Annotated in this window: 9 protein-coding genes; all 9 read left to right on the top strand. The window is 66.8% G+C overall.

What is annotated here, in order from left to right:
• The 9 genes from DFJ67_RS10700 (at position 1) to DFJ67_RS10660 (ending at position 12,739) form a co-directional block, all read left to right on the top strand.
• Positions 1-2,115: a DEAD/DEAH box helicase gene (locus DFJ67_RS10700; RefSeq protein WP_116067744.1), complete on the top strand. Its 2,115-nt coding sequence runs from the start codon at positions 1-3 to the stop codon at positions 2,113-2,115.
• A gap of 212 nt (positions 2,116-2,327) precedes the next feature.
• Positions 2,328-2,804, top strand: a complete 477-nt coding sequence (locus DFJ67_RS44670; protein ID WP_409362936.1) for a transposase family protein — start codon at positions 2,328-2,330, stop codon at positions 2,802-2,804.
• A 331-nt stretch (positions 2,805-3,135) separates the two neighbouring features.
• Positions 3,136-5,013 (top strand): hypothetical protein, encoded by a 1,878-nt coding sequence (locus tag DFJ67_RS10690; protein ID WP_116067742.1) that lies wholly within the window; start codon positions 3,136-3,138, stop codon positions 5,011-5,013.
• Positions 5,010-5,438 (top strand): hypothetical protein, encoded by a 429-nt coding sequence (locus tag DFJ67_RS10685; RefSeq protein WP_116067741.1) that lies wholly within the window; start codon positions 5,010-5,012, stop codon positions 5,436-5,438. The genes DFJ67_RS10690 and DFJ67_RS10685 overlap by 4 nt, the downstream gene beginning before the upstream one ends.
• Positions 5,439-5,753: 315 nt before the next feature.
• Positions 5,754-8,387: an AAA family ATPase gene (locus tag DFJ67_RS10680; RefSeq protein WP_116067740.1), complete on the top strand. Its 2,634-nt coding sequence runs from the start codon at positions 5,754-5,756 to the stop codon at positions 8,385-8,387.
• 793 nt (positions 8,388-9,180) lie between these two features.
• Positions 9,181-10,107 carry an ABC transporter ATP-binding protein gene (locus tag DFJ67_RS10675; RefSeq protein ID WP_116067739.1) on the top strand — a complete coding sequence of 309 codons (927 nt, stop codon included), beginning with the start codon at positions 9,181-9,183 and terminating at the stop codon, positions 10,105-10,107.
• Positions 10,104-10,868 carry an ABC transporter permease gene (locus DFJ67_RS10670; RefSeq protein ID WP_116067738.1) on the top strand — a complete coding sequence of 255 codons (765 nt, stop codon included), beginning with the start codon at positions 10,104-10,106 and terminating at the stop codon, positions 10,866-10,868. Before DFJ67_RS10675 ends, DFJ67_RS10670 begins: the two co-directional genes overlap by 4 nt.
• On the top strand, positions 10,855-11,655 hold the full coding sequence (locus DFJ67_RS10665; protein ID WP_147315483.1) for an ABC transporter permease: 801 nt from the start codon (positions 10,855-10,857) through the stop codon (positions 11,653-11,655). Before DFJ67_RS10670 ends, DFJ67_RS10665 begins: the two co-directional genes overlap by 14 nt.
• Before the next feature lie 79 nt (positions 11,656-11,734).
• A complete protein-coding gene (locus DFJ67_RS10660; RefSeq protein WP_170215795.1) occupies positions 11,735-12,739 on the top strand; it encodes a type I glyceraldehyde-3-phosphate dehydrogenase in 1,005 nt (334 codons plus the stop codon).
• Positions 12,740-12,744 lie beyond the last annotated feature (5 nt).

Raw genomic sequence — 12,744 nt, 5'->3', positions numbered from 1 at the left:
ATGGACGACCTGCATCCCGTTGTGATCCACCACATCGTCAACAGCCTTGGCTGGTCGGACCTGCGTCCGCTGCAGCGCGCCGCGATCGGTCCAGTGCTCGCCGGCGACGACACCCTGCTGGTCGCGCCGACCGCCGGTGGCAAGACCGAAGCCGCCGTCTTCCCGCTCCTGTCGCGGATGGCGAACGAGGAGTGGACCGGCCCCTCAGTCCTCTACGTGTGCCCGCTTCGGGCGCTCCTCAACAACCTGCACCCGCGTATCACCTCATATGCGAGCTGGCTCGGCCGTAGCGCCGCGCTCTGGCACGGCGACGTGGGAGCGGCCGCCCGGCGGGCGGTCTTGTGGGATCGGCCGGACATCGTGCTGACAACCCCGGAATCGCTGGAATCCATGCTGGTCAGCACCAAGGTCGACCACAAGCAGTTCTTCTCCGGACTCCGCGCCGTGGTCGTCGACGAGGTGCACGCGTTCGCCGGTGATGACCGTGGCTGGCACCTTCTCGCCGTCCTCGAGCGGTTGACAACGCTTGTCGAGCGACCGATCCAGCGCGTCGGTCTCTCGGCCACGGTCGGCAATCCGGAGCAGATGGTCGCCTGGCTCCAGGGGTCGAACGTCGGGAAGCGGCCACGGCAGGTGGTGGCGCCCGAGACCGACCCGATCCCGTCGGCGCCCGCGGTGCCACCCGGGGATGTCGAACTCGACTTCGTCGGAACCCTCGCGAACGCCGCCACCGTCATCGCCTCCCTACATGCGGGCGAGAAACGCCTGGTGTTCTGCGAGGCCCGGCAGACCGTGGAGGAGCTGGGCGCTCTCTTGCGCGACGAAGGGATCACCACCTTCCTCTCGCACGCGTCGCTGTCCGCGGAGGAGCGCCGTCGTTCCGAGGAGGCCTTCGCCGAGGCGCGCGACTGCGTCATCGTGTCGACGAGCACCCTCGAGCTCGGCATCGACGTCGGAGACCTGGACCGGGTGATCCAGATCGACGCTCCGTCGACCGTCGCCTCGTTCCTGCAGCGGCTCGGCCGCACCGGGCGGCGGTCGACAACCATGCGGAATTGCCTTTTCCTTGCCGTGAGCGGAGACGCGCTCCTCAAGGCCGCGGCCCTGCTCTCGCTGTGGGGCAAGGGCTGGGTCGAACCCGTCACATCCCCGCCGGAACCGCGCCACATCATCGCCCAGCAGATTTTGGCGCTATGCCTACAGGAGAACCGCATCGGTGACCGGCTCTGGCCACAATGGTGGAACGGACTCGCGCCGTTGAGCGCCGGCGCGGATGTCATCCTGCGACACCTCGTCAACGAAGGCTTCCTCGAACAGGACGGTGAGCTGCTGTTCATCGGTCGAGAGGCCGAGCGGAAGTTCGGTCGCCGGCATTTCATGGAACTCACCGCCGTCTTCACGGGTCCGCCCGAGTTCACCGTCTTCGCCGGGCGAAGCGAGATCGGCAGGATCGACCCGAGCCTGCTGACCGAAGAGGTCAAAGGCGACCGACGGCTGTTGCTGGCCGGACGCAGCTGGCACGTCACCTACATCGACTGGCGCCGGCGGCGCTGCTACGTCGAAATCGCCGACGGCGGCGGCCGGGCACGCTGGCAGACATCAGGAGTGGGTGGACAAGGCTACGAACTCACCCGCGCGATGCGAGACGTGCTGCTCGGGCTTGATCCGCCCGTACGAATGACCCGCCGCGCCGTCGACCGCCTCGGCAAAGAACGCGACGAGCGCCGACACCAGGTGCACCCGGGAGGTTCGCTGATCGTTCGTGACGGCCCGGACCTGCGCTGGTGGACGTGGGCTGGGTTCCGGACGAACGCGACGCTCGCGGCGACGCTCACCGAGGTCGTGGATCCAGTTCAGCGCTTCGATGACCAATCGATGAGGCTGCGATCCGATCTCACGCGCGCTGACTGGCAAACGTTGACCGCCGATGCCGCACAGCGTCTCTGCCTGCCGGAGGTGACGCCACGCGCCGTCGAGGGCCTCAAGTTCGGGGCCGCCTTACCGCCGCGGATGGCCGCGGCGACACTCGCCGCGCGGCTGGCAGATCTCGACGGAGCCGCCGCCGTGCTCGGCGAACCGACCCGTTTCGTCTCCGTCAGCGGCCCCCGGGCCTGACGGGTCTAATTGTGGCCAAGGGAGCACCGCCGCCACCGGATGGTCGCGTCCTCGATCACGACGCCCGTCGGACACCGACCGAAACAGTTCGAGCAGGTCAACAGTAAGTCTGACCGAGCCCGACACGGACAAGCGGCGGCCTAACCCGACCGATCTACCCGGCCCGCGGACACCTGGTCGAACTCGGCCAGCGGCTCGTTCGCCCGTCCTCTGTGGAGTCGGCAGTGGTGCTGTCGCCGCATCTTGCGTCGCTTCAGCTGCAGCGTGTGCGGCTGGCCGCGTCGACGGTTCGGGTGGAAGCGGCGACGACCACGGCGGAGGCTGTCTGCCCGGACTGTGGTGCGCTTTCGTCTCGGGTTCATAGCCGCTACGTGCGCAGGGTCGCCGATCCTGGTCTCGGTGGCCGGGAAGTCCGGCTGGATCTGACGGTGCGCCGCTTCTTCTGTCCCGGGCCGTCGTGCCCGCGTCGCACGTTCGCCGAGCCCGTGGTCCAGGCCACCCGTCACGCGGAAACGCAGCTGTACCGCACCTTTCCCCATCCACCGTGGACCACATCGCTCCGAAGGAGGAGTCTGCTGTTCCCCACAATCCGGGCTGGTACGAGCCCCGGCCGGCTTGACATCTCCGACCACACTGGATCTTGGCGGTTCGCCGGCGCCCGGCATCGGCTCACTCGGCAAGAGCGGTGAGAGCTGCGCATTCAAGTGAAACAACGTCCTACCCGGACTCTACGCAGCGCGGCGGCGATCGGGTCTGCTAGTGTGCCTCGCTAGTTGTTCACGTCGTCAGATTGCTGCATCCAGTTCGGCCGTTGATCTTTCTGAGGTCCCGGCCGGGCTAGGGCTCCACCCGTCATAGACCGGCGGGTGTCCTGAAGGAGCGGTGAGTCGGCGACGCGCCACACACCCCTGGACGGCATCAGCCGAGAGGGACAGGTGGGGAGATGGTGCTAAGTCGGGCCGAGTCCTCGCCATTCCGCTGACCAACGTGGTTTGCGGAACAGAGTCGAGGAGGACTCTCATGGCGCCCGTTCCCGCGCCCGCTGTCGAGGCGGAGCTTGCTGTCGAGTCGGACATTGTTGATCATCAGCTGATCGGTGCGAGGCTGCGGCCGCCAGCCTCAGCGGCGGTAATCGCGAAGAGCGTCGCGACCGGCGTGGCCGCGGGGCTGAGTGAGGAACTCGCTAGGACGCTCGCCCACGCTGCCGGCGACCAGCAGGAGCTCCGGCGTGCATTGAAGGCGCCCAAGGTACAGCGGTTCGGCACGGACGAGTTCACCTACATCGAGTTCGACGTCCTCACCTGGCGCATCCTGCCATCGCCGGACAACATCCGATTCGAAGGCGAGCACGCACGCGGCGCGATCAACATGCCTAGGTTCGGAGCGCTGGAAGGGCAGCCGCTGCTGACGTTCGAGATGGACTCGGCCGACGAGATGATCGATCAGATGGCCCCAATGATCGCCGACATGACGGAGAACAATCCGCACGTCGCGTCCATCCAGGACAGGGGCATCGAGACGCCAGGGTGGCTGAGCTTTCTACGGCTGACCACGGACGTCGGTCAGGTGACCGTCCTGGAGTCTACGGATGGGTTTGGCCGCACCGTCGCCGCCCATAAGGGCCTCGGGATCACCTTCAAGGACGCGGCTTGGAACCTGCGTCCGGGCAGCCGCCGCGCGCTCACCCTGCAGCGCAACCTGGCCGAGTGGGCCGACAGTTATGAAGTCACCGAGGAGCAGGCCCGCAAGGTTCGCTGCTCGATCATGCCTAACGCCCGGGTCATCATCGACTTCAACGCGTCGCGCGAGTTCGACCGGGCTCGCCGACGATTCGTGGCGCACCTCCACATGGCGCCACCGATGAACTTCACAACCGCGGCCACACTCAACGCCAAGGCCAATGCGGCGATCGACAAGCTCTATATCCGCGACCTCCTGCCTGCCGTCGAGGAGATGACCGCTGAAGAAGTGCGCGACATCCTCGATGGCACCGATCGCGAACATGATCTACTCGATGACGAACTCGCGGTCCTGGCCTGCGGAGCGCTCAACCCGCAGGCGAGCACGCGGCAGGCACGTGCGGTCAACGAGGCCATCGTCGACCTCACAGGCGCACGGCCGAAGGTCGAGGAGCGTACGCAGCTCGCAGCCGAGGTCGCGCTGCGGGGCTTCCCCGCAGACAAGCGGCTCACGGCTCTGCGCTCGGCACTCGATCGGGCGTGGCGCTGGTCGGCGCTTCGCGGAGTGGAGCTGTCCCGCTGGGAACCGCTCGATCTCTTGGCCGAGGCGGAAATCGAGCTAGCAGAGATGGACGGCGGCGTCGGCGCGGCCACCGCGGAACTCGCGACTCTTGCCAGCTACCACCTCGTCGCGACACGTACCCAGCTGCTGACTCGCTCCGAGTTCGGCGGTCGCGGAAGCAACACCGAGCCGCAGCAGATCATCAGGCAGCTGACGAAGACCGAAACTGGTCTTCGCCAGCTGTGTCAGGTCGTGCTGGACGGTAGGGCCGGTCGCGATCCGCAGGAGTTGTCTGACGGGGCCGCTCCGAGGAACAAGCGCTTCGTGCGGGCTGAGCGGCTGACGGCCGGCCGGTTGCGTGAGCTTGCACTGATCTCCGACGAGCAGAGCATCACGCACGAGAGTCCCGAGGATCTCTTCGCCGCCGCGATCGCGGATTTCCGGAAGCACCTGGAGGAGTTGCACGCCACAGCGATCGAGGTAAACGAGGTCGTCGACCACCATGGCGTGGCGCTGGTCGACACGTCGGGCTACGACGATCCAGAGATGAAGCGCACCTTCAACGAGGTCTCCGATCTCATCTCGGAATGGAGGGCCACGCGTCGCCGTGCCACTCGGATGCGGGCTGACTTGGACGACGGCGGGGACGAGAAGTGAACCGCCAAGGGCGGGCGCTGAGCAAGCAGGCGTATGACACTGCCTGTGACCTCGCCGGGGCGGCCCTGCTACGACGGGTTCCGGCGGCTGCGACGCTGCTGCAGGTCGCCGAGGAGAAAGTGTGGTCGGAGTTCTCGACGGCCGTCTACATCGGCGCCGACTCGAACAACACGATCCGCTACGTCGGAAGTGCGGTGCGCTCAGGTCGGTCCAACGTGGGCGACCGTATCCAGGAGCATGCGCGGGCCGGTCGGGCCGCATGCTGGACGCGGCTGATGGTGGTGCCCCTGTCCGCAGACACCGAAGCGAGCCTCGTACGCCGGATCGAAGGGCGGATCGGCGCCGTCCTGTTGCCGATCGACACGCTGCGTCTACCGACCTTTCGGAGGGGTAGAAGACCGACTGGCACCAGTGCACTCCGGTAACTGAACAGTGCGGGTGGGTGGCCTCGTCTTTAGGCAGGTGTGGCCACCCACCCCGCTTGGTCCGATCGGCAGCGTGGGGTCAGATGCGCCAAGGTGCGCGGCGGAAACGGCCGGAGGTGCCGGACCGCAGGCGTTGGTCAAGGCCAATCATCTGTCGGCGAGTCATCCGGTTGGCCCCTATTCGTACGTATGGGCGAGTGTCGCGCCGCCTCTTCGGTTCCCTGATCGTTAGAGTGTCGACCCGGACGCTCGGACGACGGCGAAAGATCACACGGAGCGATTGCGTTGACGTCAGCAACAGCAGCAACTGGGAGCGTGCGGGCGGCACCGCCTGCGGACCCAAAGCACGGGCCCGCGCGATTCTGGGCTGTTGACCTGCACGTGCACACGCCAGCCTCGCGGGATGTCGACGTCCACACCTATGGCGCCAAGGACCCTCGCGAGATCGTCGACGCGGCGGTTGCGGCAAGGCTCCACGCGATCGCCGTCACTGATCACAACACCGCAGCCTGGTGCGACGCGATAGCCGAGGCCGCCAGCGACACGCCGCTCGTGGTCCTTCCCGGCGTAGAGCTCAGCACGGCAGAAGGGCATCTCCTCGCCATATGGGAAGAGGGCACCCCCGCCCAGTTCCTCGAGGACGTGCTCGTCGAGCTAGGGGTTCTCCGCGCCGACCACGGTGACATTCACAAGGCGCTGCGTACCGGCTTCGCCGACACCGCGAAGGTCATCGCCGCCCGGGGTGGCTTGGCGATCGCGGCACACGCGGACCGAGAGAAAGGGCTGCTCCGCATCCCCGTGGCCGACCACGTCAACCAGACCTTGCTCGACGAGGCTATCGGTGCTGTCGAGATCGTCGACATCACCGAGGCCGACAGGGTCAGCGCGCGGCTCAACGGCAAGCGCGAGCTAGCGGTCGTCCGAAGCTCCGACACAACCGCGCCCGGTGCAAGCGCTCATGTCTTACGCGGCATAGGCAACCGTCGGACCTGGATCAAGGCGTCGAAGCCCGATCTCCGCGGCCTGCGGCACGCACTGGCGGATCCGGCTCTGCGGGTTCGGCTGGTCGAGCCTGCGGCACCGGAGCACACGATGATCGAGTCTGTGACCGTGGCCGGCGGGTTCCTCGACGGCCAGCAGTTTGAGCTTTCCGGCGATCTTAACTGTCTGCTCGGCGGGACCGGGGCGGGCAAATCATTGCTAATCGAGTTGGTCCGATTCGCGCTCGACCAGCAGACCGACGCAGGCGACTTCCCGCAGATACGTAAGGAGGTCGAGTCCCGGCTTAAGTACGCGCTCACCTCTGGCTCAACCGTCGAGGTCATGCTCACGCGCGGCCACGCGCGGTGCCTCGTCCGCCGTGCTTACTTCGAGGACGGCTCCACCCAGCCGGAGTTCATCGGTGACACCGAGCAGCTGATCGGCCTCTCCGGCCGGATCGCGATCACCGGCTTCTCCCAGGGCGAGGTGATCGAGTACGCACGAACCCCGGTCGGGCGTATGGCGCTCATCGACGCGGCTCTCGACCTGACCGAGTTCGAAGTCCGCGATACGGATGCGGTGTATCGCCTGAACGACAACGGGCGCTACATCAGCTCGCTCGAGTCGAAGATCGCGCAGGCGCGGCTGAAGTTGGAGAAGCTCCCTGAGGTCGAGAAGCGGCTGGAGGAGCTGTCCGGCCTGTTCGATGGCGAGACGGTCAAAATGCAGGCGGACTGGAGCACGGAGAAGGCGCTCTTCGAGCCGCTGGTCGGCATCCCCGAACTGAGAGTTACAGCCCGCACGGACGGCGGGGACAAATTCCGCGGCTCGGCCGCCATCGCAAGCAACCATGACCTTTACGAACGGGTGCAAGCTGCCTACACCCAGCTGCGCGAGGCCGTCGAAACTGCCAACGTGCAGTTGGCGCACGTTGAGCTGGCGGTGAACAAGGAACTCGTCGCGATTCAGCAACAGTGGCTTGAGCGGTACCGCGAGTTCGACCGCGAACTCGCAGAGGCGGTGAGCCATATCGATGTCGACAACAAGGGCCTCGCCGCACTTCGCATGCGCCTGGTCGAACTGCAGACGGAGAAGGCCAAACTCGACACGCAGCAGACCGAGATGGATGACGAACTGCTCCCGAACCTGTCGGCGGCCACGAGGTACCGGGAGGAGCTGATCAACGAGCTGATCGAGGGACGCAAGGCACGGCGACGGCGGCGCGAGGATCGGATAAAGGCGCTCAACAAGCTGATGGGGGGCATCGTCCGGATCAAGATGCTTTCCGAGAACGACGACTCGCTCTACCTGGCCGAACTATCGGCCGTCGCTAAGGGCTCCCGGCTGCGTGCGTCGGTCCTCCAGCAGATTTGCGAGAAGTCCGCCCCGGTCAAGCTCGTGCGCTCGTTCCTCGCCGACGATGTCGACGGCGTGAGCGCTGCCACCGGCGCCGAGCGCAAGCACGTCGAAGCTCTTTTCGAGCATGTGAGGGAGAAGGGCACCATCGAGGACTTCCTCAAGATGCAGACGCTCGATCTACACGACGGCCTCTCCGTCGAATTCCGCAAGCGTCCCAACGACAGCTACGTGCCGATCGAGCGGCTCGCCCACGGCCAGAAATGCACCGCGATCCTCATTGTCGCTCTCGCCGACGGCAACGACCCCCTGATCATCGATCAGCCTGAAGACGCGCTCCACGCCCCGTGGATCGAAGAATATCTGGTCGCAAAACTTCGCGATCTGCGTGGCAGCCGGCAGTACATCTTCGCCACCCGTAGTCCGGGACTGGTCGTCTCTGCCGACGCTGAAATGATCATCACCCTTACCTCCGATGCGAGCAACGGCGTCGTCGAAGCCACGGGATCGCTCGAACGCCACGACCTCAACGCGCTGGCGCTGTACCACCTGGAAGGCGGCCCAGTGCCCTTCAAACGCCGAACCATCAAGCTCGGCTCGTCGATGAACTAGCGTTCGCCGAGCCTCCTCGACGCTGGTGACGCCACTCCAACCCGACTAGGTCCGCGGACCGTCGCGGATCGCGCCGGGGGTCGATGGTGACGCTGAACCGGGTGGTGGCGGTGGCGGGCGGCACGTCGCCGATGTGGAAGACGCCGATTTCTGTGAGCCCGCTGGGCTTGCGGCCACCTGCTGGTGGCGCTGCTCGGACGGCTGGTGCTCCGTGGAAGCTCGTATGTTCGCCTGCCGGGACGGACGCACCCGTAATGAGCCGGACCGTCGCCGAAGATGACAGTTCAAATTTGATGCTCCCTCGGTGGTATGCGCGCCGACCAGCGCGGACGGGGCTGGGTGGTTTACCGACTTAGGAGTACGGAGCTGGATCGCCCGGAGAGACGATGCGAAGTGGACCAGCGGGAGACTTTTAATCCTCAGGTCTCCCTAGCGACAGCTCGAAGGTGCGGACCGGACCAGCTCCGAACCGGCCTTCGCCCAGATCCGCGATGGGACACGGCTGACGGCACCCCGGCGTCCTGACTCGTCGGCGTTCGATGCGGCCACTGCAAGGCACGCCCCCGACTCGCCGGCCAGCGAAATCGGCAGGTCAGCCGGGCCGCCGCATGGGTGGTCGTCGAAGCATGCGCCTACCGAGGTCACGGGCGATGACCGCTACGGGTAGCGCACTACTCACCCTCAGCGTAATCTGTCGAGGCTTTCGCCCACGGTTGTCCACGGGGGACTGACGATGATTCGTGCTGACGGCGCCGGGCCCACTTGCCGTGCTCGAATGGGATAGCAACGACCGATGGCGGTTCTCGAAGTCGTTGACGTCGTCCGGCGGTTTGGTGGCAAGCAGCCGATAACCGCACTCCAAGGGTTCAGCATGACGGCCGAGGCCGGCGAGATTGTCGGCCTTCTCGGAGTTAACGGTGCCGGCAAGACGACCCTCGTCAAGATAGTCGCGACCCTGCTACAGCCGACCTCAGGCACGGCCCGGGTGTGCGGCTATGACGTCACCTCCCGCGGACGCGACGCTCGCGCGCATCTCGGTGTTGTCTTCGGGGGTGATCGTGGTCTCTATGGGCGACTGTCCGCCGTGGACAACCTCATCTTCTTCGGCGGGCTCTCCGGCATCCGTCGCGGTCTGCGCCTGCGCGCCATGGAGGCGCTGGAGCAGGTGGGCCTGCGCGACAGGGCGAACACCCGGGTCGAGACGTTGTCACGTGGTATGCGGCAGCGGCTGCACCTTGCCGCCGGGTTGTTGCATCAGCCTCGCCTGCTGTTGCTCGACGAGCCCACCACGGGGCTCGACGTCGTTGAGGCTCAGCGCATGCGCGACCACATCGCAGGGCTTGCTCGCACCGGCGTTGCGGTGCTGCTTACCTCCCACTACCCGGTCGACGTGGACCAACTAGCAAGCCGCGTGGTCGTGTTGCAGGACGGGGTGAACCGCAACGATCTGCCCATCGCCCGGTTTCGGGAGCTCGCCGGGTTCGTCGCCGAAGTGCGGATCACCGGCGCCGGGCCGCAGCCGCAGACCCCCACCAGCGAGGGCTTCGAAATCGCCACCGACCAACACGGCTGGACGATGACCTGCCGCCTGCGTCGGTGGGACCTCGGCACCCTCGACATGCTGACCTCGATCACCAAAGGGCACGCGGTGGCTGAGTTGCAGGTCACCCCCGTCGGGCTGGAAGGGGTGCTGCACTCGCTGCTCGGAGGCAGCCGGTGACCGACGTTCTATGGGCGGCCTGGCGGGGTGCGGTCCTCCAGGTCCACGAAGCCAAACGTTCGTCGAACCTGCTCGTCCACGGCATCGTGCAGCCGCTCGTCGTGATCAGCCTCGGCCTCTACGCCCGCGGCAACGCCGACCCAAAGTACGTCGGCCAGGTCATCGCCGGCGCCGCCATGCTGTCACTTTGGACGGTCGTGCTCTGGAACTCCGGCACGCTGTTGCTGCGCGACCGCATGGCCGGTGCGCTTGCCACGATCATGGTTAGGCCCTACCCACTGGTCGCCGTTCTGCTCGGCCGCACCCTCCTGGTCGCCCTCACTGCGATCGTCTCCAACGCCCTGGTCGTCGTCGTGATCGTCAACGCCCGCGGTGGCCCACCGCCCGAATTGCCCGGCCCAACCACGATGGTGGTGCTCGCCCTGCTGGCCGCCGGATCCGCCGCCTGCCTCGGCGTTTTGCTCAGCGCCGTCGTCGTAGCCAGCCGTGGCGCAGCCATGGTGATCGACACCTTCGTCTACGTCATCTTCGTCCTCGGCGGCCTACTGATCCCGGTAAACCTGCTCCCGGCAGCCGTCCGCTGGCCCGCGGAACTGGTCAGCCTCCACCACGTCGCGGTCATGGTCGTCGGCAAGCACCTCGACGGAAGCCAGGTCGCCGCAGTGCTGGGGCTCTCCGCCGCCTACCTGGCCGCCGGCATCGTCCTGATGGGCGCGGCCACGAGACAGGCGCGCAGGGAGGGCACCCTTGACCTGGTCTGACCGCCTTGCCGGGCGTGACCTGCCCTTTCTCGTGCAGATGCCACTGCTGGCCACCCGCGACTACGTCATCAACCGCAGCGGTTGGGTCGCCGCTTGGAGCATGCCGATCCGCGCTGTCTTCCAGGCCGCGTTCGTCATCCTGGCCGGCCAGTTCTACGCCGGCACCGCCGGCCGTGACTACGCCTTTGTCGGCGCGGTAGCGTTCGCCGCCTCGCCCTGGGCGCTCGGCGCCGTGTCCGACGCCATGCTCGAGGATCGCAACCAGGGCACCATTTACCGCCTACGGCTCGGCCGTCTACCAATGTTGGTGCTGGTGGCGCTGCGCACCCCGCCCTACCTGGTGCAAGGCCTTGTCGCGATGGTGCTCGGCGCATTGATCGCCGGTCCAGTGCTGGTCGGCACCGAGCTATCCCTACGCGTCGCCCTGCTGCTGCCGATCCTCGCCACCGGACTGCTCAGCATGCTCTGCATGGGCCTGGCCATCGGCTCGACCGGTGGCAGCCCGCGCACCGACATCCTGCTGTCCAACCTCGCCCAATACCTGGTCCTGCTCGCCGCCGGCGTCATTCTCCCGCCGGGAAGGCTGCCGTTACTCGACACGGTGGGTCAGTTCCTGCCGCTGCGGCATGCACTGGCCGCAGCCCACGGCTGGCTCGCTGGGCGGCACGAATGGACGCAGATCGGTCTCGAACTTCTCGTGGCCGCGGGCTGGTTGGCGGTCGCCTCTGGTTGCCTCGCGGTGCAGGCCCTGCTCGCCCGCCGCTACGGCCTCGACGACCTGAGCTGACGAAGACGGGACAGCCAAAAGGAGGCCACCGCGCTAATATCCGTCGATCTGATCATCATGACATTGCGGGGTGGCCATGATGCGAGTCGGCATTAACGGGTGTGGTCGGGTCGGGCGGTCGTTTTGGCGGGCCGCCCTGGAGCGACCCGGGTTCGACGTGGTCGCCGTCAACGACACGGCGCTGACCCCGCAGGCCATCGCCCACCTGCTCAATTTCGACAGCGTCCGCGGCCGGGCACAACAGAAGGCCACTGTCGAGTCAGACCGCGTCGTGCTAGGCGGCCAGCCAGTCACCGTAAGCCAAAACCCCACCCCCGAAGAGATCCCCTGGGGTGAGCTAGGCGTCGACCTCGTCGTCGAGTCCACCGGCCGATACTTCCGCGCCGAAAGACTCCGCGGTCACCTCGCAGCCGGCGCGCGCAAGGTGCTTGTCTCCGCCGCCGCGCCCGACCCCGACGCCACCATCGTCATCGGCGTCAACGAGCACGACTACGACCCAACCAGGCACCACATCGTCTCGCCGGCCTGCTGCACCGGCAACGCGGTCGCCCCCGTCGTGGCCACCCTGCGCGCCGAGTTCGGTGTCGCCGGCGTTTTCATCAACACCATCCACGCCTACGACGGGACGCACAGCTCCCTGCACGACGCCCCGCATCGCGATCGGCGGATGGGCCGGGCCGCCGGGGTCAACATTGTGCCGGTCAAGATCAAAGACACCACCCGGTCACTGGGGTACGTGTTTCCCGACCTCGCCCAGCACATCGAGGGCATGGCGATGCGGGTGCCCGCCGGGATCGGCTGCGCCGTCGAGGTGGTCGCCGAGCTGAACACCCAGGCCACCGTCGAGCAGGTCAACGCCGCGTTCCGGGCCGCCGCCAACGGTCAGTTCAAGGGCCGGCTCGGCTACACCGACGAGTCGCTGGTCTCCTCCGACTTCGTCGGCGCCACCGAGGTGTCCATCCTGGACGCCCAGCTCACCACCATGCTGGGGCGCAACGCCAAGCTGGTGGTCTGGCATGACAACGAGATCGGGTACGCGCGGGTCCTCGCCGACACCGTCGAGCTGATCGCCGCCGCGGGCTGACCAAC

This window comes from Asanoa ferruginea, assembly GCF_003387075.1.
GTDB classification, from domain to species: Bacteria; Actinomycetota; Actinomycetes; order Mycobacteriales; family Micromonosporaceae; genus Asanoa; species Asanoa ferruginea.
This window is presented reverse-complemented; position numbering and strand designations above follow the sequence as displayed.